General features: G+C 46.1%; 32 protein-coding genes. 19 read left to right on the forward strand and 13 right to left on the reverse strand.

Annotated elements, in window-relative coordinates:
* Nucleotides 1–15: 15 nt before the first annotated feature.
* Nucleotides 16–615, reverse strand: a complete 600-nt coding sequence (locus H8792_RS00155) for a glutathione S-transferase family protein (RefSeq protein WP_194947119.1) — start codon at nucleotides 613–615, stop codon at nucleotides 16–18.
* A 99-nt stretch (nucleotides 616–714) separates the two neighbouring features.
* Between H8792_RS00155 and H8792_RS12525 the strand changes: the two genes are divergently transcribed.
* The 8 genes from H8792_RS12525 (at nucleotide 715) to H8792_RS00190 (ending at nucleotide 5,797) form a co-directional block, all read left to right on the forward strand.
* Nucleotides 715–1,179 (forward strand): hypothetical protein, encoded by a 465-nt coding sequence (locus H8792_RS12525; protein ID WP_228766886.1) that lies wholly within the window; start codon nucleotides 715–717, stop codon nucleotides 1,177–1,179.
* The gene (locus H8792_RS00160) at nucleotides 1,095–1,409 is read left to right on the forward strand and encodes a M23 family metallopeptidase (RefSeq protein ID WP_324187582.1); all 315 of its coding nucleotides are present in this window, start codon (nucleotides 1,095–1,097) and stop codon (nucleotides 1,407–1,409) included. The genes H8792_RS12525 and H8792_RS00160 overlap by 85 nt, the downstream gene beginning before the upstream one ends.
* A 42-nt stretch (nucleotides 1,410–1,451) precedes the next feature.
* Nucleotides 1,452–2,156, forward strand: a complete 705-nt coding sequence (locus tag H8792_RS00165; protein WP_194947121.1) for a DNA alkylation repair protein — start codon at nucleotides 1,452–1,454, stop codon at nucleotides 2,154–2,156.
* A 175-nt stretch (nucleotides 2,157–2,331) separates the two neighbouring features.
* Nucleotides 2,332–2,742: a hypothetical protein gene (locus H8792_RS00170; protein WP_194947122.1), complete on the forward strand. Its 411-nt coding sequence runs from the start codon at nucleotides 2,332–2,334 to the stop codon at nucleotides 2,740–2,742.
* Between the two features lie 55 nt (nucleotides 2,743–2,797).
* On the forward strand, nucleotides 2,798–3,202 hold the full coding sequence (locus tag H8792_RS00175) for a hypothetical protein (protein ID WP_194947123.1): 405 nt from the start codon (nucleotides 2,798–2,800) through the stop codon (nucleotides 3,200–3,202).
* 160 nt (nucleotides 3,203–3,362) lie between these two features.
* Nucleotides 3,363–3,860, forward strand: a complete 498-nt coding sequence (locus H8792_RS00180; protein ID WP_194947124.1) for a hypothetical protein — start codon at nucleotides 3,363–3,365, stop codon at nucleotides 3,858–3,860.
* Between the two features lie 38 nt (nucleotides 3,861–3,898).
* Nucleotides 3,899–4,615, forward strand: coding sequence for a DUF4386 domain-containing protein (locus H8792_RS00185; protein ID WP_194947125.1), 717 nt, complete (start codon nucleotides 3,899–3,901; stop codon nucleotides 4,613–4,615).
* Between the two features lie 126 nt (nucleotides 4,616–4,741).
* Nucleotides 4,742–5,797, forward strand: coding sequence for a diguanylate cyclase (locus tag H8792_RS00190; protein ID WP_194947126.1), 1,056 nt, complete (start codon nucleotides 4,742–4,744; stop codon nucleotides 5,795–5,797).
* A 32-nt stretch (nucleotides 5,798–5,829) separates the two neighbouring features.
* Here the strand turns inward: H8792_RS00190 and H8792_RS00195 are convergent, their stop codons facing one another.
* The 3 genes from H8792_RS00195 to H8792_RS00205 form a co-directional block, all read right to left on the reverse strand.
* On the reverse strand, nucleotides 5,830–6,615 hold the full coding sequence (locus H8792_RS00195) for a TIGR01458 family HAD-type hydrolase (protein WP_194947127.1): 786 nt from the start codon (nucleotides 6,613–6,615) through the stop codon (nucleotides 5,830–5,832).
* 88 nt (nucleotides 6,616–6,703) lie between these two features.
* Nucleotides 6,704–7,420: an LrgB family protein gene (locus H8792_RS00200; RefSeq protein WP_194947128.1), complete on the reverse strand. Its 717-nt coding sequence runs from the start codon at nucleotides 7,418–7,420 to the stop codon at nucleotides 6,704–6,706.
* A 2-nt stretch (nucleotides 7,421–7,422) separates the two neighbouring features.
* The gene (locus tag H8792_RS00205; RefSeq protein ID WP_228766851.1) at nucleotides 7,423–7,788 is read right to left on the reverse strand and encodes a CidA/LrgA family protein; all 366 of its coding nucleotides are present in this window, start codon (nucleotides 7,786–7,788) and stop codon (nucleotides 7,423–7,425) included.
* Nucleotides 7,789–8,083: 295 nt separating this feature from the next.
* Here H8792_RS00205 and H8792_RS00210 point away from each other — a divergent pair, with 295 nt between their 5' ends.
* The 5 genes from H8792_RS00210 (at nucleotide 8,084) to H8792_RS00230 (ending at nucleotide 12,812) form a co-directional block, all read left to right on the forward strand.
* Nucleotides 8,084–8,590, forward strand: coding sequence for a GlcG/HbpS family heme-binding protein (locus tag H8792_RS00210; RefSeq protein WP_194947129.1), 507 nt, complete (start codon nucleotides 8,084–8,086; stop codon nucleotides 8,588–8,590).
* An 87-nt stretch (nucleotides 8,591–8,677) separates the two neighbouring features.
* On the forward strand, nucleotides 8,678–9,574 hold the full coding sequence (locus H8792_RS00215; protein ID WP_324187575.1) for a DMT family transporter: 897 nt from the start codon (nucleotides 8,678–8,680) through the stop codon (nucleotides 9,572–9,574).
* 189 nt (nucleotides 9,575–9,763) lie between these two features.
* Entirely contained in the window at nucleotides 9,764–10,642 is an 879-nt protein-coding gene (locus tag H8792_RS00220; RefSeq protein WP_324187576.1) for an ABC transporter ATP-binding protein, read from the forward strand.
* An 18-nt stretch (nucleotides 10,643–10,660) separates the two neighbouring features.
* Nucleotides 10,661–11,689, forward strand: a complete 1,029-nt coding sequence (locus H8792_RS00225) for an ABC transporter permease (RefSeq protein ID WP_194947131.1) — start codon at nucleotides 10,661–10,663, stop codon at nucleotides 11,687–11,689.
* A 271-nt stretch (nucleotides 11,690–11,960) separates the two neighbouring features.
* Nucleotides 11,961–12,812: a hypothetical protein gene (locus H8792_RS00230; protein WP_194947132.1), complete on the forward strand. Its 852-nt coding sequence runs from the start codon at nucleotides 11,961–11,963 to the stop codon at nucleotides 12,810–12,812.
* A gap of 66 nt (nucleotides 12,813–12,878) precedes the next feature.
* On the opposite strand, the gene H8792_RS00235 is transcribed toward H8792_RS00230, so the two are convergent.
* From H8792_RS00235 to H8792_RS00250, 4 genes are all read right to left on the reverse strand, one after another.
* The gene (locus tag H8792_RS00235; protein WP_194947133.1) at nucleotides 12,879–13,346 is read right to left on the reverse strand and encodes a hypothetical protein; all 468 of its coding nucleotides are present in this window, start codon (nucleotides 13,344–13,346) and stop codon (nucleotides 12,879–12,881) included.
* 46 nt (nucleotides 13,347–13,392) lie between these two features.
* Entirely contained in the window at nucleotides 13,393–14,601 is a 1,209-nt protein-coding gene (locus H8792_RS00240) for a GNAT family N-acetyltransferase (protein ID WP_194947134.1), read from the reverse strand.
* A gap of 168 nt (nucleotides 14,602–14,769) precedes the next feature.
* Nucleotides 14,770–16,629 (reverse strand): NAD nucleotidase, encoded by a 1,860-nt coding sequence (gene nadN, locus H8792_RS00245; RefSeq protein WP_194947135.1) that lies wholly within the window; start codon nucleotides 16,627–16,629, stop codon nucleotides 14,770–14,772.
* 160 nt (nucleotides 16,630–16,789) lie between these two features.
* Entirely contained in the window at nucleotides 16,790–17,626 is an 837-nt protein-coding gene (locus H8792_RS00250; RefSeq protein ID WP_194947136.1) for a pirin family protein, read from the reverse strand.
* 125 nt (nucleotides 17,627–17,751) lie between these two features.
* On the opposite strand from H8792_RS00250, the gene H8792_RS00255 reads away from it, so the two are divergent.
* From H8792_RS00255 to H8792_RS00270, 4 genes are all read left to right on the forward strand, one after another.
* Nucleotides 17,752–18,636 (forward strand): LysR family transcriptional regulator, encoded by an 885-nt coding sequence (locus tag H8792_RS00255; RefSeq protein ID WP_194947137.1) that lies wholly within the window; start codon nucleotides 17,752–17,754, stop codon nucleotides 18,634–18,636.
* 167 nt (nucleotides 18,637–18,803) lie between these two features.
* Nucleotides 18,804–19,544 carry a pseudouridine synthase gene (locus H8792_RS00260; RefSeq protein WP_324187577.1) on the forward strand — a complete coding sequence of 247 codons (741 nt, stop codon included), beginning with the start codon at nucleotides 18,804–18,806 and terminating at the stop codon, nucleotides 19,542–19,544.
* Between the two features lie 21 nt (nucleotides 19,545–19,565).
* Entirely contained in the window at nucleotides 19,566–20,006 is a 441-nt protein-coding gene (locus H8792_RS00265; protein ID WP_194947138.1) for a YcgN family cysteine cluster protein, read from the forward strand.
* A 302-nt stretch (nucleotides 20,007–20,308) separates the two neighbouring features.
* Entirely contained in the window at nucleotides 20,309–21,067 is a 759-nt protein-coding gene (locus tag H8792_RS00270) for an elongation factor-1 alpha (RefSeq protein ID WP_194947139.1), read from the forward strand.
* A gap of 76 nt (nucleotides 21,068–21,143) precedes the next feature.
* Here the strand turns inward: H8792_RS00270 and H8792_RS00275 are convergent, their stop codons facing one another.
* Entirely contained in the window at nucleotides 21,144–21,626 is a 483-nt protein-coding gene (locus H8792_RS00275) for an FKBP-type peptidyl-prolyl cis-trans isomerase (RefSeq protein ID WP_228766852.1), read from the reverse strand.
* 103 nt (nucleotides 21,627–21,729) lie between these two features.
* Here H8792_RS00275 and H8792_RS00280 point away from each other — a divergent pair, with 103 nt between their 5' ends.
* On the forward strand, nucleotides 21,730–22,152 hold the full coding sequence (locus H8792_RS00280; RefSeq protein ID WP_194947140.1) for a CopD family protein: 423 nt from the start codon (nucleotides 21,730–21,732) through the stop codon (nucleotides 22,150–22,152).
* Here the strand turns inward: H8792_RS00280 and H8792_RS00285 are convergent.
* The 4 genes from H8792_RS00285 to H8792_RS00300 all read right to left on the reverse strand — a co-directional run bounded on the left by H8792_RS00285 (nucleotide 22,139) and on the right by H8792_RS00300 (nucleotide 25,771).
* On the reverse strand, nucleotides 22,139–22,612 hold the full coding sequence (locus H8792_RS00285) for a hypothetical protein (RefSeq protein ID WP_194947141.1): 474 nt from the start codon (nucleotides 22,610–22,612) through the stop codon (nucleotides 22,139–22,141). The two genes, H8792_RS00280 and H8792_RS00285, sit on opposite strands and share 14 nt — an antisense overlap.
* 108 nt (nucleotides 22,613–22,720) lie before the next feature.
* Entirely contained in the window at nucleotides 22,721–23,566 is an 846-nt protein-coding gene (locus tag H8792_RS00290; protein ID WP_194947142.1) for an FAD:protein FMN transferase, read from the reverse strand.
* 1 nt (nucleotide 23,567) lies between these two features.
* A complete protein-coding gene (locus tag H8792_RS00295) occupies nucleotides 23,568–24,044 on the reverse strand; it encodes an FMN-binding protein (protein WP_324187578.1) in 477 nt (158 codons plus the stop codon).
* Nucleotides 24,045–24,868: 824 nt separating this feature from the next.
* On the reverse strand, nucleotides 24,869–25,771 hold the full coding sequence (locus H8792_RS00300; RefSeq protein WP_194947144.1) for a DUF6662 family protein: 903 nt from the start codon (nucleotides 25,769–25,771) through the stop codon (nucleotides 24,869–24,871).
* Nucleotides 25,772–25,987: 216 nt separating this feature from the next.
* On the opposite strand from H8792_RS00300, the gene H8792_RS00305 reads away from it, so the two are divergent.
* Nucleotides 25,988–26,230 carry a hypothetical protein gene (locus tag H8792_RS00305; RefSeq protein WP_194947145.1) on the forward strand — a complete coding sequence of 81 codons (243 nt, stop codon included), beginning with the start codon at nucleotides 25,988–25,990 and terminating at the stop codon, nucleotides 26,228–26,230.
* Nucleotides 26,231–26,235: the final 5 nt, after the last annotated feature.

Genomic DNA, 26,235 nt, shown 5'->3' on the forward strand with positions numbered 1-26,235 from the left:
CGCTGTTTATTCTGTTTATTGCTGCATGGCAATCCAGCCGGGCAGGGCGGCAAATCGCTCCAGCCATACTTGAACATTCGGATAGTCGTCCAGACTGATTTCACCCATCGGCGCCATCAACACATATGGATAGCAGGCGATATCGGCAATAGTCGGTTTATCTGCCGCCAGCCATAGATTCGATGTCAGATGTTGCTCCATGATCGACAAACCGGATCGACCTTCCGTCTGGCATTGCGCCAGGTTAAAGGGGCGATCGAGCAGTAAGGTCGCCCGTGCTCTGGCCAATCCGTATAACAATTCATTTTCGGAAACCGCCAGCCATTGCATTACCCGAGCTGCTTCCTGTACATCTTCCGGAAACCACTTCCCATCGCCATATTTCTGCGCCAGGTAGAAAAGAATAGCCATCGAATCCCAAATAACATTTTCCCCATCTTTGTATACCGGAACTTGCCCGCGAGGGTTGAGGGTAATGAATTCCTCCGTGAGGTTTTCACCGTTCGTCAAATCGATATTAACCAGTTGATAGTCAAGTTCGAGCATGGATAAAAGTAAACGGATTTTATAGGCATTACCGGAAAGGGGGAAACTATAGAGTGTACGTTGCGACATAACAGAGACCTGATTTGACTGCTGGGGTTGGTATTATGTTAACTAATTGAAAGTGATTAATTTATATTAATGATTCAAGTTCGAAAAGGCGAAGATATTTTGGCGTTAGCCATGCTGGACGGTAATTTCCGGAAAGGAATAAAAGGTTTGTCAGTGGTAAGTCGAAATGACCGGCATTTTGCCGTACCTTTTTTGCTTGCGATTTGCTTTACTTTAGCGAATGCTGCAGTGTTGAGCGAGCGCCTGTGGTTTTCTTCGGCAGTCAATCTGGTTTTTCCGCTAAAGAACAGCGACTATGCCATTTTACATGGCGGCAGCAATCCATTGTCTAACCCATTCCATTCTTTGGGGGCCAAAAGTATGCTGTCGATATCGTGCAGCTTAACCGGTTCGGCAATCGTGCGAAGCGGATGGTATCACCTGATTTGCTTGATTACCGAATTTTTGGCGGGCGTGTTTATAGTCCTTGCGAGGGTTGGGTGGATGCTCTGGAAAATCAACGGCCGGATACGATTCCGGGTCAGCCGGATTTACAGCATCAGCCGGGTAATTATGTACGCTTGAATTGTGGCGGAAAGATGATTTTATTAGCGCATTTGAGGCAGGGAAGCGTCGTCGTTTCTCTTGGCGAAAGGTTTTTTTCCGGCCAGTTAATTGCCGAAGTAGGCAACTCCGGAAATTCTTTGGAACCGCACCTGCATGTGGATGTTGCGGATAACGGAATGGAGCTCGCGATATCGTTTGACGGGCGACCGGCGCTGATTAATGCGCTATTTTCCGTTAATGGAAAGTGATTGATACGAATGGATTGATCATGGTTTAAATTGAGGAGTGCTATGAGAGCCGATCAGGTCGTAAAGAACCTTCAAACCATCGCCGATGCTGCTATTGCCGAGCATTCGCAGCGTTTTTTCAAAACCGGTCCAGGGCAATATGGCGAAGGCGATCTTTTCCTGGGGATTCGTGTACCGGAATTACGCAAACAGGTAAAACGCTATGCAGATTTGCCATTAGACGAGATCAAGTTACTGCTTGCATCACCGTTTCATGAAATCCGTCTGTTTGCATTACTGCTGCTGGTCGAGCGTTTTAATCGTGCCGACAGGGACGGTAAAACACAGGTTTATCGGCTATATCTCGAATCGACGGCATGCATCAATAACTGGGATCTGGTTGATAGTTCCGCGCACCATATTGTTGGCGGCTATCTATCCGATCGGGATAGAAGTGTTCTATACGACTTGGTGGGGTCGGATGATTTGTGGGAGCGGAGAATTGCAATCATTGCCAGCTTTTATTTTATTAAGCGGGACGATTTTTACGACGCTCTGCGACTGTGCGAGCACCTCCTCAAGGATAAACATGATCTGATTCACAAGGCGACCGGCTGGATGCTTAGAGAGATCGGTAAGCGAGACCAGCCGACAGAGAAAAAGTTTTTAGATCGCCACTATAAAAACATGCCGCGAACCATGCTGCGTTATGCAATTGAAAAGTTACCTGAGCAGGAACGCCAGGCATACCTGAAAGGGGAGTTATAAGGCAAAAACGGGCAACAGGCGATGCGATGCATATGCCGTTAAACAGATTAGCCTTTGCTGAAACAACTGCGCTTCATCTTCTACAGACTATAATTGGGAAAAGATCCGCTTTTGAAATAAGTTTCGCAGATGCCGGTAAAAGCGGCTGAAACCGCATAGATTAAACGGAGGACCTATGTTTTTTACCCTGTTATTAGTTACCTTTCTTTTGGCCGTCGCGGTTTCGTACGGTGTGGTCAAAAGTTTTGAAAAACCGATGGTGGCGATTTTCAATCGTATTATTCAGGACCCGATCAGTGATGTCTGGCCCAAATATATAAAATTTGCCGCTTTCGTTGTCGGTATTTCAGGGGGCGTGAGGATTTATCAGTTGGAGCGTTATATCAGTGCCCCGCATGAAGGCGCCGAGGTTTTGGTGCTGAACGCAGAACGCTGGACGCTGGAGGTTTACCGAACCATTATCGAAACCTTGCAGAGTCTGGCGTGGATGTATCTGGTGGTTTTCATTTTTGTATTAATTGCATTCGTTATTCTGAAGGGATTTGAATTAAAACATGACAAACGTATCGAGCAAGATAAAGCATAGTACGCTTCGGCTGCTTGAAACGGTTTGTTCGGTCAATCCTTGCGGTGGATAAACCATGAGTAGCGTTCTATTCCTGAAAACATCGTTTATCTGGCTGGTGATTGCCGCTTTGGCAATTGCGAACGGCGCTTTTCGCGAGAAAGTGCTGATTGCCTATTTGGGGGAGAAGGCGGCATTACCTTTGAGTGGACTGAGTTTGTCTTTGATTGTTTTTCTTACGGCTTATCTGCTGTTCAGCCTGATTGGAATTTACAAACGTAAAGTCTATTTTATTATTGGTTTTCAATGGGTTATTATGACCCTGATCTTTGAATTCTTATTTGCGCATTTTGTCGTCGGCAAAACATGGATCGACATTCTGCAAACCTTCAACGTGTTTAAAGGCGACCTATTCGTTGTCGTTTTAGTCGTCAGTTTCTTTTCTCCTTTTATCATCGCCAAATTAAAAGGGATTTTGTAATCAAAAAATCCTTGTCTTTTATGTAAACTATATAAAAATCATATAGATATATTTTTGTTGCATTTGGTTACGGCTATAAGTTCAATCACTCAACCTTGTTTTTCACTTGATTTGCCGAATAATTCTTTCAACGGTTTAACCGAAATGGGAGTTTTTCAATATGGATACTTTGAGTCATACCTTATGGGGGGCAGGATTGTTCGGCAAGCGCGGGACTTTTTTGTTGGCGATGTTCTTTGGTGCCATGCCGGATCTGTTTTCATTTGGATTATGGTTACCGGGGCATATTGCTACAACCGGTTTCGGACGCCCTGATTTAGCGGCGATTCCCGACTGGGTCGTCACCAATTACACTATTTTTCATAGTTGGGTCATCGCTTTTATTGCGATAGGAGCGGTATTTCTGTGGCGTAAAGATCTTGCTTTTGTCATGCTGGCCTGGCCGTTTCATATTTTATTGGATGTGCCTTTTCATACTGCCGAGTTCTTTCCGACACAGGTTTTCTGGCCGATCTCCGACATCTTTTTTGACGGAATAGCCTGGAGTAGTCCCTGGATATGGTTCCCGAATATCGGGGCTTTGGTTCTGCTGTATTTATGGCGCTGGCAAAGAGGGGATTTTCGATCCTCGATCCACATTAAAGCCGATTCGGTGTGATCGGGCAAAAGACGCTTTTCAATTAACGGAGGGTTGAGATGACCTCGGATTCCACGCAAATGCCGTCTCTGGTGCATGCCAGGCTGGCAGGTCTGTTGTATTTAGTCATCATCTTTTTTGGTATCAGCGGCGAACTGTTTATCCGTTCCAATCTGATTGTTTTTGGTGACGCGGATGCGACTGTTGCGAAGATATTGACTTCCGACTCTCTGTTCCGTCTCGGCTTTGTTGCCGATTCGATTATGCTGCTGTGTGATGTCGCCCTGGCGGTGCTGCTGTTTGTACTTCTTAAACCGGTTGACCGAACTTTGGCTCTGATCGCCATGGTTTTTCGTTTGATGCAGGCGTCGATTCTGGGGATGAATTTGCTGAACTATTTTGCGGCTGTGCTGATATTGAACGGTTCGGTTTATGTGAGCGCCATGGATAGTGCCCAGTTAAATGCGATTGCACTTATGTTTCTGGATTTTCATCGCTACGGTTACGATCTCGGGTTAATCTTCTTTGCCGTTTCCAACTTTATTCTCGGTTATTTAATCGTTAAAGCGAGTTATTTTCCTTCGCTGCTTGGTTACGGTCTTGTCGCGGCTGGGATGGTCTATCTGTGCGGCAGTACTGCTCGCTTTGTTTTCCCTGACAGTATCGCCTTTATCGAACCCTTTTATGCGATTCCGTTACTGGCCGAATTGGCTTTCTGTCTATGGCTGCTGATAAAAGGGATCAAGTTTACCGAAAATGCTGTAAAGGCCGGGTAAAATATTTTGTATGGAAAAATTCATCGGCTTTTCGGATTTTCGCCGTTATAGTTAAATGAATGCTCGATTCATGCGTTTCGAACTATCGACCGATATTCCCGTTTAATTTGCACAAGACTTAAAAGTATGTCGACCTCCGCCACACTATTGGACATTCAAGACCCGTTTGAAAAAGCGCTGAAGATTTTTAGTCGTATCGAGGCTATCTTTCAGGAGCAGGATATCAATCCGATTCCGCTGAACTACTATATTTGGTATCAATACTTTAAGGGGGACAACCCCAAGTTCAGGCAGGAAATGGATGCGGCTCTCAGCGATCCCTACGGCTATAGCGATCGTTTGGGGAGAAGGCTGTATCAGACGTATTTTGAAGGCGATGATGTCAATGAAGCGATCGGTTTCGATCAGGCTCTAAAACGTCTGCTGAGCGTTATGGCCAGAAGAATGGAGTCCTGGACGCAGAAACTGGAAGTTCAGACCAGTGAATTGCAAAACTGCAGCGAGCGTTTAACTCATCAGTTGCCGCAGGAAGAAGTCAAAGAAATAGCCGATCAGGTACGTCATCGCGCGTCATCGATGCAGGAGTTAAGCGAAAGTTTCAAACAACAGATGACAACGAATTACCAAGAAATCAGTGAATTAAGAAAAAAACTGGTTGATGCGCGGGCCGAAGTGTTAAAAGACGAACTGACCGAGATCGGCAGTAGAAAAGCCTTTAACCTTGCGTTGGAAGATTATACGCGTGCCTACAACAACGGCGAATATGAACGCGCACCGGTTCTTATTTTATGCGATATCGATCATTTTAAGCAGTTCAATGACAGTTACGGCCATTTAATCGGCGACAGTATCTTGCGCTATTTTGCCAATCTTTTGAAAAAAAATGCCCTGGTCGGCCAGGTGACCTGTCGCTACGGTGGCGAGGAGTTTGTGATTTTGCTTGAAAACACTTCTTTTATAGATGGAGTGCAGCTTGCGGAAAGTAAACGACAAGCGATTGAAACGGCGCAGCTCAAGCGAAAAGGGTCCGAGCAGACGTTAAAGCAGATTACCGCGTCATTTGGCGTTGCCCACTATCGCAAAGACGAAGCGCCGGAACTTTTTATCAAACGTTCCGATGACGCGCTCTACAAAGCAAAAAACAGCGGACGAAATCGTGTTGTCGGTGAAGACGAACTGTAAAAACAACTTCGTCGATTGACATTCTGAGCAATTCAGGATTGCAGTAATTGCGGCAGCTCTCTAACGGACTCGATAAGGTAGGCATTCGCCGGTAAAAGATCGAGATCACTTTCCTTAAATTTTCCGGTTTTTACCTGACAGGCTGCGATGCCGGCGTCTAAGGCTCCTTTGACATCGCTGACTACATCGTCACCCACCATCAAACATTCATCAGCCTTAAAACCGGTCGAATCGACCACTTCGGCAAAGAAGTGCGGGTCGGGTTTACCCATAATGATTGCCGAACATCCTCCAGCCCATTCCAAAGCGTGAATAAACGCGCCGGCATCCAGTTGCAAACCATCGTCATCCATAAAATATTTGTTTTTCCCTATACCGATCAGCGGATAACCTTGCTCGATAAGGCGAAAAGCTTGGTTGAGGTTTCGATAGTTTAGATCATCTTGGGCGTCACCCAGAAGAACACAGTCCGGTCTGTCCGTCTGTAGATCGGAAAAGTCTTCTTTCAGGTTTGGATGGATAATCGCTAAAGGATTCAGGTGATGTTTGAGCAGATATTGCCTGGCCGCTTGCGGAGCAGTAAATAATTCCGCATCTGTCAGTGTGAATCCCATTCGTTTAAGCTTCTGGTAAATTTGACGGTGGGATTGGGTAGCGGTATTGGTGACAAAACGCAGCACATAATTTTGCCGGCGTAGCCATTCGAGGGTTTCAAGTGCACCATCTATTCGTCTCTGGCCTTCATGCAGTACACCGCTCAAGTCGAGCAACACGGCCTTTATATGACTGAGTTTACTGTCTGATAATGGGTGTCGCATCGTGTCCCCGTAAGCGGTTTGTCGTTTCAATTTATCTTAGCATGTATCGGAATCCGTATGGTTTTCATGCCGGAAAACCTCGCGGAGTCTAACGGATCCATTCCAGAACCCACGGAAGAATAAAGGCCGAAATAGAAGCCGCCAGCGCCATCGATAAGCCGGCAAAGGCGCCCATTTGTGGATTGACCTGAAATGCACGTGCGGTTCCCAAACCATGGGCGGTGACGCCGATGGCGACTCCTTTGACCGCATCGCCACGGATTCCGACCTTGCGTAATAACCAGGTACCGAATACGGCGCCGATGACTCCGGTAATAACCACAAATACGGCGGTCAGACTTGGCAGACCGCCCAGACCTTCGCTGATGCCCATCGCGATTGGAGCCGTGACGGATTTTGGAATCATCGACAGTTGCGTTACTTCGCTTGCCCCCATCCATTGCGCAATGTAATAGGCGCTGACTCCGGAAAAACTGATGCCGATCACCAATGAAATAATCAAAGGCAGCCAGATTGTTTTCAGTGCATTTAGCTGAAAATACAGCGGGATGGCCAGAGCAACCGTTGCCGGGCCAAGAAGAAAGTGGATAAACTGCGCACCGGAAAAGTAATCTTTATACGGAATTTCCAAAAGCCACAGAATACAAATAATCGCGATGATGGCGAGCGGTACCGGATTGGCAAGCGGGTTGTAGCGTGCCGCTTTATACAAACGACTGGCCAGTAGATAACAGACTAAGGTTAAGGTCAGCCCGAAAAGCGGGCTGGCTGACAGATAAACCCAGAATGCCGAGTGTGTATTCATGGTCATTCCTCACTGCGATTTTTTGAGAACAGCCGCATAAGCAGCAGCATAATGCCTCCGGTGACAAGCAGACCAAGCAGGGTGCTGATCAATAATGCGGCGAGAATTGCGGACCATTCGGCCTGTAATCTGGGCCAGTGGACCATGACGCCGACGCCGGCCGGGATAAACATCAGTGAAAAATGCGCCAGAAAAGGGTGCGCGTGAAAGTGCATCTCTTTTGCCAACGGCGGTCTGAATAGCAGGGTCATTAACAACAGGAGCATGCCGATAACCGGCCCCGGAATGGCGAAGTGCCACTGAATGACAACCCATTCGCCGATTAACTGGTAGATAAGCAGAAGGGTGATAAAGGATAAAAAACTCATAAGAATCCGTTTCACGAAGGCTGGGTCATGTACTGAAACGCGTCGGTTTTGACGTTTCAAGAGAATTTATTGCAAGGGATATACATAAGAATACTCTAAAATCCCTGACGAGTAACGGAATTCCACAGGAACGATTACTTCTCGGTATTGTTTAAGGCTGTCAGGAGTTGTTTCCGGCAGTTAGGTCGCGTTTTATTTCCTTCTCGAAGCAATGAATTGGCGTTAAGATGATGTGTCTGGTTACAGTTGGTTTGTTGTGTTTTACAAGACATTTTAAACGCCATCAGGAGGATATATGAAAGGGAATTGGAGTAAAATCGCGGTGTTTTTAGGCTTGTCTGTTGCTATATTGGCGACCGGAAATCTTTACGCTGCGGATGTGGTGGAAGAGAAGAATATCGGCATGGAGCTGGCACGCGATTTGGCCAGTGAAGCGGTTTATGCCTGTCGGGAAAACGGCTTCTCGGTCAGCGCGGTGGTGGTTGACCGTCATGGTAATCGGCGGGCAGTACTGAGAGACGATTTTGCATCGCGTTTCACTATGCAGATTGCCGAAGAGAAAGCCAATGCGACCGTTATGTCCGGTCTCAAATCCGGTCAGTTCCGCGAATTACGCGGCGATATCCGTCCTGAATTGAATCATGTCGACGGCGTACTTATCCTGATTGGAGCAGTGCCGATTATGAGCAACGGCATACGCATCGGCGCCTTGGGAGTAAGTGGGGCACCTGGAGGGGAAAAGGATGAGGTTTGCGCAGCCAAAGCGATAGAAAAATTAGCCGACCGATTGGAAGATTTTTAAGTCAAAACCCTCATATAAGATAAATCAGGGCGAAAAGTGGATGATCGTCCTGAATGATTTTCATGTATTTACTTAAGGTCTGATCGGGTGGATAAGGATTACAGCCCTCATATGATCGGTTTTATGTTGGCGGTATTTGGTACTGCGCTGTTTTCTCTAAAATCGATTTTCATCAAATTTCTCTACGCCGAAGGATTGAATACCGATTCGGTTATCACTCTGCGAATGGCGATTTCCCTACCGATCTATCTTGGCATCTTTATCTGGTTGCAAAAGCGTAGCGATGATCGAAGTTATCGCAGTTTTCTGCCGATGATTGCCTTTCTTGGTTTTATCGGCTATTTCCTGTCTTCCTGGTTGGATTTGAAAGGCTTGGAGATGATCAGTGCCCAATTGGAAAGACTGACTTTGTTCACCTATCCGATTATGGTCGCCATCCTTGGCGCGATTTTTTTCAAGACGCCTTTAAGTCGAGCGGTGATCTGGTCACTGCTTATGACTTATTCGGGACTGATGCTGGTATTTGTCGAAGAGTTGAATTTCTCCGGAGAGGATACCGTTTTTGGTACTTTAATGGTCTTCCTTGCCGCTCTGAGTTTCTCTTTTTATGTTCTTTTCGGCAAGCAGGTGATTTCCAAAATCGGCAGTCAGATGTTTACCAGTCTGGCGATGTCGATTTCAAGTGTGTTCGTTTTACTCTATTTCGGGCTGTTTCATGATTTCAGTCAGTTGGACGTCTCGTCTAAAGCCTGGTTCTGGCTGGTGATGCTGGCGGTGTTCAGTACAGTGGTTCCCAGCTATATGATTGCCGAAGCGATTCACAAAATCGGTCCGGCGCAAACCGGAATTATCGGCTCTTTAGGTCCGGTGATGACCATGGGAATGGCTGTCTGGTTATTGCATGAACCTTTTACTTCGTATCACTTGGCCGGCCTGCTGCTGGTTGTTTTCGGGGTGGGAATTTTAACTAAAGCGAAACCTTAAGCGATAAGTAACGCATAAAATACAGGTTATGAGTTTAAATGTGAGTTTTGCATGGAGCTATCAAGATAACCGGAAGCGTTAGATTACCGATTGCCCCTGAAGAAGGTTTAAAAGTCCGCTTCACCTGTTTGTATATGGGTTAAATCTATAATTAATTATTTTTGCTATTAAATTTGGAGTTTGGATTCCGTGTCGACACCCGTTATTGAAGTCCGTAATCTTGTCAAAAATTATCCTAAACTGCGTGCGGTCGATGGCATCAGTTTTGCCATTAAGCCGGGAAGTTGTTTTGGACTTCTCGGTCCGAACGGAGCTGGCAAGTCGACAACGATTGAAATGATCGAAGGGATTAAATCTCAGACTTCGGGTGAAATTCTGTTTGCCGGAACACCGATGGATAAGGATTTCAAGCAGCTTGCGGGAATACAGTTTCAGAGTACGGCACTGCAGGATTTTTTGACCGTAGAGGAAAATCTTAAACTGTTTGCCAGTTTCTACCGTACGCAAACCAATCTGCAAACCTTGATTAAAGATTGTGATTTAGGCGGCTTTCTGGATCGAGACGCATCCAAATTATCCGGAGGGCAAAGACAACGGCTATTGCTGGCGCTGGCTTTGGTCCACGATCCGCAAGTGATTTTTCTCGACGAACCGACAACGGGGTTGGATCCGCATGCCCGCCGCCAATTTTGGGATTTGATCAATAAAATCAAGGCGGCAAAGAAAACCGTGATTTTAACGACGCATTATATGGAAGAAGCCTATAGGCTTTGCGATGAAATCGCGATCATGTCCGAAGGAAAGATTATCGCTCAAGGAAGTCCAGACGAGTTACTGGCAAAGCATTTCGGTGATAGTATCATTGAATTGCCTTTGTCGGATATTGGTGATTATAAACCCTTTGAAACTTATTATTTTCATGAGGATAGGGTCGAAATTTTAAGTAAAAATTTAACTGAATCTTTAAAGAGGTTATTGCATGCCGGGATTAATCTCGACCGGCTGAAAATCCGCAGCAGAACTCTGGAAGATCTGTTTTTAGAATTAATGCAATCTCCCCGAGATTAACCAAGAGCAGCTAGTCCGATGTTGAAACGATTATTTACCCTTATCCATAGCCGGAATCTGGAATTCTTCCGAGACCGTTCCTCTCTGGGATGGAACCTGATAATGCCGTTTTTCCTGGTATTTGCTTTGGCATTGGCGTTTTATGGTGACGGAAAGCCGCTATTTAAAGTTGCGGTTTATCACCCCTCGGGGCAAATGGATGAACAGCTGCATCCTTTTTTGGGTCTCAAGCATATCGAGTTTTATGCAACGGATGATTTTCAGGGAACCATCGGTAAGGTTGCACGGCATCAAGTCGATCTGCTGCTTAATCTGAATCCCGATCAGCAACATAAGGAACGCGGTTATTGGATTAATCTGGACTCGCCGAACGGTTATATGCTCGAGCAATTGCTGCAGGGGATCGATCATAGTCTTAAACGGCATGATACCGAGAATCATCCGATTCGTTATATAGATTGGGTGGTTCCCGGTGTAATCGGTATGAATATTATGTTTGGTGCTTTGTTCGGTGTCGGTTTCGTTATAGTGCGTTATCGAAAAAGCGGTTATTTGAAGCGACTGAATGCGACGCCTCTGAAACCGGTGGAATTTATTTTGGCGCAACTATTATCACGTTTGATTATCGTGGTTTTTCTGGCCGCTGTTATTTTTGTGGTCAGTCACTGGATTCTCGGCTTTGCCATGAACGGCAGCTATTTTGACCTTCTGGTCGTGACGATACTCGGCAGTTTGTCGATGATTGCCATGAGCTTGATCGTGACGGCACGAGTCGGTTCCGAAGAGTTGGCAGGCGGCCTGCTGAATCTGCTTTCATGGCCGATGATGCTGTTGTCGGGTGTCTGGTTCTCGCTGGAGGGCAGCCATCCGATTTTGCAGTGGCTGGCTCAGTTGCTGCCTTTGACCCATATGCTGGATGCGGTACGGGCGATCACCATTGATGGTGAGGGCTTATCTGATTTGCTGCAGCCGATGGCGATTCTTAGTGTAATGACTCTCTTGTTTATCGCACTGGGCTCGTATTTCTTTAAATGGTCCGACCGTTAATCTTAATTGAGTCAACATAGCGGTAAGCCGGGATCGAGAGTATTCAATTTGCGCTATTGAATCGGCCACTTTCGTTTGTCGGTTCTTTAGTCTTTCTATGGGTTCCTTCTGGTGCATTCGCCCTCTTTTGTTTTGATATTGCTTTTCGTTGATCTTATTTATAGCTGATTATCTATGCCTTTGCGTGCTTTGCGCCTAAATGGATAAGAATTTGCTTATGTAGAGATGAAGTGTTCCGTTGAAAACAAATCAATCGGAAGGGAGGTACAAAGTGAAGGAGTACATTGAGTTATATGAGCTGAATAAGGGAGACATTGAAAAGTTTTTGATCGAAACCATCCGCAATAACGGTCAATATATTTCTATCGATGAGATTAGAATTCAGCAGTTTTATCATGTTTTACCGAGTTTGGAGCTGGTTTACATTACCGATAAAAGCTTCCAGCAAATCTCTGCAAACATCTTCCACAATAAACGCAAGAAAAGCGTAATCGGTAAAAGTCGCGATTACCTGGTTGCCAAGGTGGAAGAAAAAGAACAGAACGTTTCAATCAGTGCGCCGTACATTAGTTCGGCAACCGGAGAGTCTTGCGTAACGGTAATGCTGTTCTGCAAGGATTACTACTATTTCTTTGATTTCAATCTGGTCAAGCTACTGATGCGTTTCGGACTGGTTGAACGTCACGAAATGTTTAACAGCGTCACCAAATTCTTTTATCTGCTGATCGGCATTTCATTGATGTTCTTTTCGATCATCTCGATCGGCTATGCTTTTTACGATTACGTCATGCAGTTGCTTAACCCGGCCGACTATACGCTGGAAAGCGTCTTTAAACCGATTATTGCCTTAACGATGGGCTTGGCGATTTTTGATCTGGCGAAGACCTTGCTGGAAAGGGAAGTGATTTTCAAAGCCTATTCGGATAAAAAGGATGACGCCAAACTGCTGACCAAGTTTTTAACCGCCATTATCATCGCGCTGTCTATCGAAGCTTTAATGGTGGTGTTCAAGGTCGCTCTGCACGATCCGGCGCAAATGCTTTACGCCCTGTATCTGATTATCGGTGTTGCCCTGATTATTGTTTCTTTGGCGTTTTACAATAAAATTCTGTTAAAAAAATAATCTTTTAATTCAATTGATTATGAGTAATATCTGTAATGAATTATTGGCCTGTTTTACAGGTAATAGTTAGTCTTCTTGTTGCATTAAGCGAAGGAGCAGTTTGTACTGTTCCTTCGATAACAGCTTCTTAACCTGTTCTAAATTTCTCAATTTCACTTGAAACAATTTATGGCGGCTTTGTGCCAATGTATTGCCTGTCTGGCTGATCAGTGCATCGGCTTCGTCAAGACGCCATTGGCGTTGCAGTTTCTTTTCCTGTTCATCGATTTGGCTCTGGATGTCGGCACTTTCCTTAAGAAAGCTGGAGTCGGCTTTTTGCAGATCGATTTTTTGCCGGGCGTCCAATTCCAGTTCGTTTGACCAGCGAAGAGCACATTGCGAGAAATCAGGCAGAGTGTGTACCGAAGTTGTATTGCAACTACTCGGATTTTCAGCCAACGCCAGTTGAGAAAAAGTCATGAGTGTCGCGGAAAACACGGCAAGCAGCAGAGTGCGGAACCGTGATGGTAGAGGTGTTTTTAATGATGAGTGCATAATCTGTTTTGTCTTTTATTTCTAAGCAGGCCTAATTAAAGTTTAACTATGAATGTTCGGTATAGCTATGAATAGAGTATGAATCCTTGGTCATCGTTCGCAATGCTTGATTGTCTTTATAGGGGCTGTGCTGCCACAGGTATTCAAGGTCTCTTTCGATGAGTTCCGCTTCCTGATTACAAAAGCGCGCAACGGCGCTTTCCAATGGATGCGGTGCGAGTTCGTGGGCGGATAGGGTTTTGACCGGGATAAAACCACGGGCGATTTTGTGTTCTCCTCCGGCACCGGGTTCAAAACGTCGTATTCCCTGTTCGATCGCATACTCGATTCCTTGATAGAAACAGGTTTCAAAATGCAGGAATTTTCGTTCTTCGATACAGCCCCAGTGCCGTCCGTAGAGCGTTTCCTTAGAATGCAGCATTAACGCGCCGGCGATACAGCGATCGTCTTCATACGCCAGTACCAGCAGCACCGAATCGGGAAGGCTTTGCCCGAGCTGCTGGAAAAAACCGAGATTCAATGTCGGCGTACTCCATTTGTCGATAAAGGTTTTTTGGTAAAAATGGTCGAAGGCCTGCCAATCTTCGGCAGTTGCCTGATGCCCGTTCAATCTTTTGATATGAATTCCGCTTTGCGCGATGGCTCTGCGCTCCCGCTGAATGTTTTTACGCTTCTTGGGAGCGAGCTGAGCAAGAAAGTCGTCGAAGGCGGCATAATTTTGATTGAACCATTGGTACTGGATATCGCAGCGTTGTAATGATGATTTCAGGGGGGCAGCGCCATGTTGTTCTTCGGCAAACAGCAGATGCAGTCCGCTGTAATCGTGTTGTACGCAGAAATCTTTTGCCGACTGCCACAGCTGGTCACGCAGTTGCAAGCGTTGTTGTTGTGCAAGACTCGCATCAACCAGAAGACGGGGGCCGGTCGCCGGTGTATAGGGAATGGCACTTACCAGTTTCGGGTAATAGGGCGTATGAAACTGCTGCCAGGCTTGTGACCAGGCATGGTCGAAAACAAATTCTCCGTAGTTATTGTGCTTTTCGTATAGCGGCATGGCAGCGACCGGGCGCGTGTCCTCATACAGGATCAAGTGTTTCGGAAGCCATCCGTAGTGAGCACCGACACAGTCGTTATCTTCGAGCGCATGCAAAAAGGCGTGCTGGATAAACGGGTTGTCGCTGCCGTGCAGGCGGTTCCAGTCTTCGGCAGAAATCTCATTGATATTGGAGAGAATTTTTAAGTGCAGTTCGGGCATGGACGGTTGAACCTGAAAGGGGATAGTTTAGATAAACGGTTGTTCGTCTATTATTTAACCATTTAGAAGTCGACCGGCAAAAACTTATTTCTCGGTGTACCGAACCGGTAAAACAAAAAGCCGGGTCGAAGCCCGGCTTTGAATGCGCTTAAACGAAGAAAATGGCGTTTAAGGTGCTAGAGTCGGATAGAACTGTCCGTCGGTATCGGTAAAGTTTTGCGTGGAGTATTCCGAATACGGCAATTTGTCGATGGTATTGCCGGCTTCGGTTTCCGCTTTGACGTAATCGACGAAAGATTGCGCGTAATCCAGGTAAGTGTCGACGTAGTCGTCGCCCTGGATATCGGCAAACGTCAGATATCCGTCTTTACCGCCGGCGGTATAGTTATTGGTTACCACGACGTATTGCTGCTGTAGATCGAATGATGTCCAACTGTCGCCGTCACGAGCTTTGAATTGCAGATTGCTCAAGCGATTACCGAAGGATTGGCTTAGATCCATATCCCAGCGCAAACCGGCTGCGTATGGGTAAGCTCCGGTTGAACCGTCGGCATCAAGAGCGAAATCGACCGCTTCTTCCAACACTTGTTTAATTTGGCTACCGGTCATGGTCAGCTCAACCAGTGTATTGGCGAAAGGTAGCAGCGTATAGGCGGTTTCAATGCTGATGTCGCCTTGCGGAACATCGATACGTACGCCACCGGCATTCTGGATCGAGATGTCGGAGCGAAGCGCCATTTTGCGGAAAGCATGTGCGACAAGTGTTTGAATATCTCCACCGTGCGGCTTGGTTTCGTCAGCGGTACAAAGAGTACTGCGTCCTTGACCAGGAATACGCTCCAAACACAAGTCTTCGGAGGCTTCGCCGATTTTTTGCTGACCCAATTCGGTTTTTTGATCCTGATATACCTGCAAGACCTCTTGAGCCGAACTGTCGGCTTCGGTATAGGTCAGGTTCGGCATGTTGGCCATTACCGCTTTGATTTCGTTTTTCTGTTCTTCCGTTGCATCAGTCGCATTGACTTGGCTTGGCTCAATCAGCAGGTGCGGAGTCCCTTCACAAGAGGTGACGACACCGTCGCCGTCGAAAGAGACATTCAGCTCGCCGACGACCTGGGCGTATTGCCAGGCTTGAACGATGCAGACCGGATTACCGGCAATATCAGTGGTTTTGGTCGGATAGGCTCCCGAGCTGTTCAGACCGTATGAACTGAAATCACCCAGCAAGGTGTGCGAGTCGCCGCCGACGATGACATCGACACCATCCAGTTGGGTCGCTAATTGCTGATCATTGGCGTATTGATAGTGCGTTAACAGGATGATTTTGTTCACGCCGGCAGATTTAAGCTCGTTAATCGCATTTTGCGCACTGGTTACTTCATCCAGGAATTCGGTGGTATCTAAAGGACTTGAAGAGTTTTGGGTTTTACTCTTAATGTCGATTCCCACCATACCGACTTTTTGGCTGCCGTAGTTCTTAATCGCATAAGGCTGCAGATAGGGGTGATCGGCATCGGCATACAAAGGCGTTCCCAAAGCCGGTTGGATATTTGCGGCAAGAACCGGTGTTTTAGGGCAGACAGCGTCTTGAGCCGGATTCAAATAATCCAAAAATGTTTTTAGACCTTCGTCAGAAGAATCAAATTCGTGGTTACCCAGAGCAAAAGCGTCGAAGCAGACCTGATTCATCATTGCGGCATCGGCTTCACCCTGGAAAAGGGTGTAGTACAAGGTTCCGGTGATCGCATCGCCCGCGTGCAGTTTGAGTACGTTGTCGGCATTCGCTTCCAGACTCTTGAAGGCGGAGACGACACGAGGGAAACCGCCGCTGGCAAATTCGACATCATCGGTGCCGATGGCGATATTCAGACTGTCTTCTTCCAGATGTGAATGGTGATCGTTGATGTGAAGAATCGTTAAATCAAACGGTTCGGCATCGGTGGTTAACAGGCTGTCGCTTTCGTTACAGGCTGAGAGTAATCCGAGGGAGACGGATAGGGCACTTAAGGCAATAAAACGGTAACGCATGATTTTTCCTTTCTGTTACTAATCAGGGAGGTGAAACGGTTAGTTTCTTGATTTTAAAAAGGAAATGTTGCGAAGTTTTTACCGCTTTATGGCAGTTTTATGGTGGTTTGATGAAATGCCGGAGCTGAAAGTTGCAGTCGAACTCCGGCGGGTAGAAGTTTTAAAAACGTCCGGATTTAAAATCGTCGAACGCCTGTTTGAGTTCAGCCTGAGTGTTCATGACGAACGGTCCGGCCTGAGCAATCGATTCATGAATCGGTTCACCGCTGATCCATAAAAAACGTGCCGATGTATTACCGGCCGTTGCCTTAAATTCCGTTCCCTGAGAGAGAGCTGACAAATCACCTGATCGCAGAGTATTGCCTTCGATTTCCAGCTCGCCTTCGATGACATAGAGCATCAAAGTAGCGGTTGAAGAAGTCGGTTCGATAAAGCTTTTCTCGGCTTCAAGAGAAATATCCCAGAATTGCGCTTTGACGTAATCGTTGATGACGGCTCCACGGTTGCCGAATGAGGTTTGTCCGCAGATCAGCTTTAATTGCGCATCATCGCGTGTTTCCCGTGGAATCTGCTCGGGCTCGAATTCCTGATAGGCGGCCGGGATCATTTTGTATTGCGCAGGAAGATTGATCCATAGCTGGAAGCCGCTTAACAAGCCGTTTTCTTGTTGCGGCATTTCCGAATGAATGATTCCGCGTCCGGCAGTCATCCACTGAATTCCTCCGGCCTTTAGTACTCCTTCATGCCCGGCATTGTCCTGATGCTTCATCAAACCGGCTAACAAATAGGTGACGGTTTCGAAGCCTCGATGCGGATGGGGTGGGAAGCCGGCAATATAATCATCCGGATCATCAGATGCGAAGTGATCCATCATTAAAAACGGATCGAGATTTTTTAACTGCGGATGACCTAACAGTCGAGTCAATTGCACTCCGGCGCCGTCCGAAGCGGCAATTCCACGGGTTGTATTTTGAATGCGGCGTGTTTGAATGCTCATAAGTGTAGCCTCCCTTTATGGCATCGATTTGTGGTTATTTTGCGTTTAGAAGTAGCTTAACTTTTCATGAATATGAGATAAAGATAAGTTATAGTAAAACTTTGTTCGCAAGGTGAGAACAATCTATGTCCCAGCTTGAAGAAATCAGAGTGTTTATCCGCATTGTCGAAGCGGGAAGTTTGAGCAAGGCTTCCGAGCAGCTTAATTTGGCAAAGTCGGCGGTCAGTCGACGTTTGGCTGATTTGGAAAAACGCCTGCAAACCAAACTGTTGCAGAGGACGACACGTAAATCTTCGTTAACGCCGGAAGGGCAGCGCTTCTACGAAAAAGCTTTATTGGTCGAAGAAGCGCTGAACGATTTACACAGTGTGTTTTTTGCCGGTGAATCACCGTTATGCGGACGTTTACGCGTGTCTTTACCCTTATCGTTCGGGATGAGCTTTTTATCGCCTCTGATTAAGGATTTCGTTGAACAGAACCCGCAATTGCAGGTCGACGTCGACTTTTCGGATCGCAAGGTGGATTTAATCGAAGAAGGCTTTGATCTGGCATTTCGAATTGCCGAGCTTGAAGAGAACCGGTTGCAAGCGCGTAAAATGGTTTCTATCGAGCATCGACTGTGTGCAGGTGTTGCCTATATTGAAAAATATGGCATGCCGCAAACACTGAAAGAGCTCGGTGATGCGCCTTTTCTGATCTATGAAAATCAGACGTGCCTGCAGATGCTTTCCACCGACGGTAAAGAGCATAAATTGAATGTTGGCGGACGTATTCGTTCGAATAACGGCGACTTTATCAAACAGATGGTTTTGGCCGGAGAGGGTCTGGCTCTACTGCCGGACTTTCTGGTAGGCAAAGCCTTGCAGGAAGGGGATTTGGTCGAGCTGTTTACAGATTACAAACAGCAGTCGTTAAATGGTTATATCGTCTATCCGCAGAATCGTTACCTGTCCGTCGGAGCACGACGCTTTATTGATTATTTAAAGCAAAACCTGAATTGCAAAAAATAGTCTTTCGGTTGCGGAAAATAGACAGACGGATAGCGTTACAATAGGCGTTTTTTACTACAAGTGATTGAAAATATCATGGGGTTTAATTTAAGTAATATGCATAAGTTGTTGTATTTAATATTTAAATTATGTCTTTTTTATTCGAGATCTAACTAAAGCATTGAGTCGTGAATATCATTTTTGAAAATGCCGATTTTCTGATTGTCGATAAGCCACAGGGGATCAGTATGCAGCTGGAGACCTGCAGCGAGAAGATGGAGCAAGATGGAGATTCTTCGCCAGACGATGAAGTTTTTTCGACTCCGGCGGTGGATCAGGATGGAGTTCTATGGCGTCTGAAACAACAGCTCGGTTATTCTGAACTTTATCCGGTTCACCGCTTGGATAAGATGACTTCCGGGTTGTTGATCGTCGGTAAAACGGTTGCTGCGGCAAGGGAGTTTCAGGAGCTGTTCAGCCAGCATCTGGTGCAGAAGTATTATCTGGCACTGTCGGATAAAAAACCGAAAAAAAAGCAGGGGTTGATTCAAGGTGATATGGTGCGTGCTCGTCGAGGCAGCTATAAATTGGCACCGAGCCGAAATAATCCGGCAAGTACGCGTTTTATCAGTCACAGTGTCATGCCCGGATTACGCCTGTTTCTATTGAAGCCGCTAAGCGGTAAAACTCACCAGTTAAGAGTCGCGCTAAAAAGCATCTCCGCTCCGATTATCGGCGACGAACGCTACCATCATGCGGAGTTGGCTCGTCAGTGGGATCGCGGCTATTTGCATGCTTACGCCTTAAGTTTCGAATGGAAAGGACAATTGCATCAATGGGTATTGCCGCCGAAGGAAGGAAAGGAATTCCTGCGTTCGGAAACTTTTGAGGTTTTAGATGTATGGCAAACTCCGTGGAATCTGCTTTAAGCACGAAAATAAAGGATAACAATGAGTTTACAAGAGCGTTTTTGGGAGCATAAATCCCTGGAACAGATGAGTCAGGAAGAATGGGAAGCGCTGTGTGACGGTTGTGGCCTGTGCTGTCTGACGAAGTTACAGGATGAGGATACGGACGAGATCGTCTATACTCGCGTCGTCTGCCCTTATTCCGATCCGCAAACTGCCGCCTGCACCGATTACGCTAATCGTTCGGTGAATGTACCGACCTGCGTTCAATTGACTTTGCAACGTGTTGCCGAATTCGACTGGTTACCGGATTCTTGTGCCTACCGAATGATTTACCGTGGACAAGGTTTGCCGGATTGGCATCCGCTGGTTTCCGGTGATCGAGGCAGTGTCGGGCAGGCGGGTGTCGGTTTGACGGCAATTCCGGTAGTAGTCGATAACGGTAAGCTCGACTATGAAGACTATTTGATTGAGAAACCCTGAAGCAAAAATGGAAGTTTTCTCCGAGCTTTCCAGTTGCGTTATTCTTTTGGTTTTTCCCTTTCTTTTGCAGGCCTTTAATTCGCAAATTCCGTGCTGAACTGGCCTTTTCCTTTTATTGATTTTTTTTATAAGGCGGCAAAACCTTTTTTTATTGGTAGGTCTAATATAAAAGGTTCACTATATATAGTAATTTTAGTCGGTCCGATAGGCAGTTTTTATGAGGTCGACAAGATTTGCTTGCCGGCGGGTGCACGGCGAGCTTGAAAATTATTTAGCGGCTATATTTATAAGGGATACAAAACATGAGGGAAGGAACTTGGTTAAATTTGCCTAGTCTGTCACTGCCGATAAAATCGTTGTTTACAGGATATTTATTGGTTGCCGGCTTAGGGTTGCTGATGGCCGGCGCGCAGATAATGCTGACGCACGGTATGGCAGACGGTAAGTTCGGTTTATCGGTTGACGATATTGTGTACAGCTATTACGGAAATCGAGAAGGGTCGAAGCTTGAAGCCAAACTAAACGGTTCCATGAAAGATAAAGCGACACCGCAGGAAAATTTTACCTTGATAAAATGGGCGCGTAACGGTGCTTCGGAAGAAGAGTGGAAAACCACCATCAAGCCGATTGTCGAAGCCAAATGCGCGATGTGTCACGCTAATATTCCAAGTTTGCCGAATATTACCAAGTACGAAGTGATGAAAGAGCGTGCCAAGGTTGATGAAGGTGCCTCGGTCAGTTCCTTAACTCGTGTTTCTCACATTCACCTTTTCGGTATTTCCTTTATTTTCTTCTTTATCGGTCTGATTTTCTCAATGGCGATCGGGTTTAAATATTGGGTAAAAGCGTTATTGATCTTTACACCGTTCGCCTTCCTGATTGTCGATATCGCATCCTGGTGGCTGACTAAAATCAATCCGAATTTCGCTTATTTCGTTATTATCGGCGGTTTCGGGTATTCACTGGCATCGACAGTGATGATTTTAACCTCTTTATGGCAGATGTGGATTACTCCAATAAGAGGAGGTCATTCCGAGGAAAATACCTGGCGGGATGGCTAGAATTGTTGGTCGGTATAGGAGACGAGACAATAAAAAAGGCGCAATTTGCGCCTTTTCTATTTCAGATTGAAACCGATTAGTGATGGTGATGACCACCCGGTCCATGAGCATGTCCATGCTCTAGTTCTTCTTCGGTAGCGTCGCGCAGTCCGGTGACTTCAACATTGAAAGTCAAATCAACACCGGCTAGAGGGTGGTTACCGTCAACGGTAACCTGATCGCCGTCAATCTCGGTAATTTCTACTGAATGCATACCGTGTTCGGATTGTGCTTCAAAACGCATGCCGACTTCTAGCGTGTCCACGCCCTGGAACATGTTACTCGGAACGGTTTGCACCAGAACATCGACACGCTCTCCGTATGCTTCGGCTGCCGGAACCTTAGCAGTAAATTTATCTCCGACTGACTTACCTTCCATTTGCTTTTCCAGACCTGGGATAATGTTTCCGTGGCCGTGAAGGTATGCCAGAGGGTTGCCGTTCGAAGCATCAAGTTGTTCACCGGCATCGTCTGTTAGAACATATTCAAAAAGAGCCACTTTGTCGTTTGCAATAGTCATAATTCTTCCTGGGTTAGGTGTATTAATATTGTCAACAAGGTATCATACAGCGAACCAATACAGGCTGCATGCTTTTAGTCGGATAGAAATAAGGAGTGATTCTATGCTGTGGTTAAAAACCTTTCATATTCTGTTTGTGATGTCATGGATGGCGGGAATATTTTATCTACCGAGGATTTTCGTACACTTTGTTGAGGGGCAAAAAGAGGGGCATGAGGTGATTCGCCTGGCGATTATGGGGCGCAAGCTTTATAAATTCATGACGTTAATGATGATGCTGGCGATCGGCAGCGGAATCTGGCTATGGCTGGCCTATTTCCCGGTTGCTCAGGGCATGGGATGGCTGCACGCTAAGATTGTTTTGGTGGTTTTGATGCTGGTTTACCATATGTGGAGCAAAGGACGTGTCAAAGAGATGGAAGAAGGCCGTTTGACGCATAACGGAAAATATTATCGCTGGATGAACGAATTACCGTTATTTTTGACCTTCGGAATCTTGTTTCTGGTTGTCTTCAAACCTTTCTAGATGGAGAGCGGTTTTGTTCGACCGCTTTTTCCCCGGACCGCTTGTGTTGCCATAACATAAGCGGGATCATCAAACCAACTGCGCTGTGAATCAAGCTGCTGTACAGGGAATTATCCGGGTCTCCGAAATAGTAAATTCCCAAGGCCGAAATGAAAAGAGCAATCCATAAAAACGAAAACAGGCCGCCGCTAAAGCGATTTTCGCGACGGCGCCAGTGGCCGCGCATATGAATCGTCCAGATTGCACCGACCATTGCGGTAAAACTCCAGGCAAAGATCGCATGCAGAGTCGTAATGGTATGACGCAAATCTCCGCTGCTGAAGGGTAAATCCATCAGCCAGTCGTAATCCCATTCAAGTCGAAAAACCGCAACCGAAGGTAGCAGCAGAATACCTGATAACCATAAAGCTATCAGGAAAGCGGTGACAAAAATTAAAAAGCCTTTAGGGTAGCCGTTCATATCTTAATTTAATACTGGAGTACAGAAACTCGCTATCCGCCGCAGGATTCAACTGCCCATGTTGCAGGTCTGAATCGGCTCGTTGTTATTTAACCGGCGAAGGAGTCGTTAATGAAGTCGATAATGATAATCGACTTTGAAGACTTGTGCCAACTGCTTATGCTCTTCAGGCGGTGTTAATAAAAACACCTTGGTTAAAGCATCTGCCAGCCAGGTTTTTTTGGCAATAATCGTGACGGTTGCTGTTGGAGGGCTGATGCCCTTGTGATCGATTATTTTTGATGGGTAGGATAGGTTTTCGCTGTCGCTGACTTCCGAAGTGGCAATCGCGCAGTTGGTGAGTTGCCCGAGCGAGGAGAGTGGTTGTAAATTTTTCTGGCTGCTCTGGATGCATTCCAAAGACGTGTCGCCGAAAATACGGCTGTCTCCTCCGGCATTAATCCAGCCGGATTCGATCCCATGCTTCTGGAGTATTTCGACAGCGGCGTCGACTGCATAGCCTTTTGCAATGCCGTCAAGACTGATTAAAAGAGGTCGTTTTGCTCGACCTTTCAGACCTTTGATCTCCAGATCTTCGGCAACAAGTGTAGTGTTTTCGGAAAGAATTTGTGCCGTTTTTGTCGGCTGCAGGTTCGGCAGAATGCCTTCATCAGCCAAAAAAGCGTTACTGAAACAGTTAAAACGGTTTTGTGTTTTATTTTGCAGGTAGAGCCCGAGACTGAGAACTTCGCTGGTTTCAAGAGATAACGGGACCCATTCTCCGTTGCTGTGGTTCAGTTTGCTTAGCTCGCTTGCCGGATCATGGGCGCTCATCAGGTTTTGAATACGCTCGATTTTTGCATAGGCACTGCGAATCGCCAGCTCGGTTTGCGGTTTGTCGAGAGAAGCATAGACATTGATTTCTACAAAAGTCCCAAGCAGTGGGCGCATACGGCGAATTAATTGCGTTGTCATATCAGGCTTGTTTTAAAAACAGTTGATAAATGGCCAATAACCTTTTTACGCCATTACTGACGTTACGGCAGGAGAGCGTCGCCCCGGATATATTGGCGATGTTCTTATTGAATCTGATCGTGTTCGGATCTTGAATGCCTTTGAACTGGGCGCGCCAGGGTGCACCTGTGATTTCGCTTCCATAGCTTTCGCGGTAATCCATGATCTCGATAGAGAGGACGCCGCCGTTCGGATCTAATGCCGTCGCGTAGGTGATGAATTCGTGTTTGCCGATCACCTTATCGACAATGAACCACCCCAAAAATTCGGAACCTTGATAGGCTTTCCACATCTTTTGGGTTTTCCAGCGCTGGCGAACGTCGCTCAAATCTTTAATCTGGTCGCGTTGATCTTCATTCAGTTCGAGAAAGGCCTCTTCGAAATGGTCCGCTTGGGAAAACAGGGCTTTTTGCGCCTGCTCGACAGTTAGGTATTCCACAGCGTACGCCGGTGTGCATATTGCGGCTACTGGAATGAAAAACAGAGGTGAGAACGATCTCATTGTCGATCCTGTATATCTTATATATCGAACAGCTAATGCTGCTTATGACTAAATGAATTCGCTCGGCAATCGAGCGTAAAGAATGTGTTGAAAAAGAGGGGAGTCAAGTGAAAGTCTTGACTCCAACTTCATGTTTCCGATCAAATAACGATCGGTATCGGTTTGATCGGAATACTCTGACGCATCCCAAAAATTCATGGCGAATAGTTCCAGAAATATGGGGTTTCTTAGATCCGTAATGCCGTGCCGTATCGCAATGAAGCTGGTGGCGCTTGAAGGCAGAATGGATTTGCGGAACCTGTACATGGCTGAATAAATTTCCCGATATTTTCTCTTTGGAGGTCAAGGGGGCTAAGCTTGAACCTAAGGAGAAAATGGAAAAATATTCAGTATGTTGAACCATGAATAACCTTTTACGTAATTCCTTTTAACATTAAGAACTCAAAGCCCTGGGTATCAGGAGAGCGGAATCCAGCAAGGGAAAGTCAGGACTTTTGATCTCTTAAATATAAATAAGAATAATTCGTCTTCTTGATATATTAGAGGCTGTTGATCTGAAAGTCAATATAAATGAGAATAGTTTTTATTATATTTATTTTTATAAAGATGGCTGTTAGCAGGTTTGGGTGAGAAAGGTTTGGATGAAATTACGAGTGGGAAGGGGAAGTCTTGGCAACAGGACGAAACCGGGAAGGGTCCCGCCTGTTCAATTCCAGATGTATTGGGCCATTCAGTTTGAAATAGCCCAATCATTCCAAATTTTAGAAGTTATAACCGATTTTTAGGCGTGTTTCATAACTCTCGTGGTCAGCAAGGTGCAGACCGTTACGGTTATCGTCACTTTCGTCGGTTCCAACGATTTGTTGTGCGTAGGTCAGAGTAAACCACCAATCTTTGCTGCCGTAGTGGATGCTTGGTCCCGCGAAAGCGTCCCAGTGATCGAATGTCCAGGTTCCGTCTGTTGGATCAAGCATTTCCTGGTCTACCCAGCCTTCGGCACCGATGTACCACTTAGGAGCAAAACGGTATGAAACACCGCTGCGAAGTCGTGGTGCAATTGCCATTTCAGTGCTTTTTTGTCCGTCCGCTTTCCAGCTTTCCACTTCCAGTTCCAAGTTGGTCAGCCATTGTAATTGTCCGTCGAGGTAAGGCTTTTGCAGGATCAATTTGGTTTCCAATTCCCAGCCTTGACCTTTCTCACCGGTCAGACTGTCGACCGTGTCGTAGGTCAATTCACCGTAAAGAGCGACACCAAGACCGTCTGCATAAGGGGAGAGCAACATATGCTTGATTTCGGCAGATACGCCGCTCAAATCAAAACTTTGCTGTGAACCGGAGATTTCCGGATCGGATAGGGGACCGGCACAGCCGACCCCGCAATCATAATCCAGACGGTAGGCATTCAGGTAAGCCGCAATGCTGGTTCGGTTTGTCAAACCGTATTCGTATTCGGCACGTACGCTTTGCGCCTGATAATCTCCGCGTCTCTTATCGCCATGGTGAGTGATCCATAGGTAAGCTTCTTTGGCGCCTTGTGGTAATGTTTCGGCCCCTGCTGTATAGCCAAGCAGGTTTTCGTCGGCTTGGACAGCTGTAGAAGCAAAACCTAATGTTGCGCAAAGTGCAGCGGATACTAAGCCGGCAGTCAGCTTGTTTTTCATCATTATCTTATCTCCCTGATAAAATTAATTCTGTTAGTAATAACAATTCGTATTTGCGTATGTTAGCCATAATTATTTATAAGTCAATCTAATTGATAATGATTTCTATTAGAATTATTTTTTTAAATCAGGTAAGATAAGAGGTAATCAAGTTTGAGAAAAGGATCTTAAGCGTATGTTTTACAAGCGATTTGCTTCGTAGTGATAAAGGATGAAGTTATGGAAATTAATATCAGTCTGGATGAAAGGCATTTGAGCAAATTATTTGAAGCAGGAATACTGCATCCAAGTGATTTGAAGTGTCTGGATAGTGCTTCGCGTGATGTTGTACGCGCTTTATGTTTGCGTTTATGCCATCCAAAAAATTGCATGCAGTGCGAACATCTTGAGAGCTGCTTGCAGACTTCTGCGCAAAAGTTTCAGGGTACGCAAATTGCCGTCTCTCTGCCATCGGATCATTAAACGTT

Source organism: Thiomicrorhabdus heinhorstiae, from assembly GCF_013391765.2.
GTDB lineage: Bacteria > Pseudomonadota > Gammaproteobacteria > Thiomicrospirales > Thiomicrospiraceae > Thiomicrorhabdus > Thiomicrorhabdus heinhorstiae.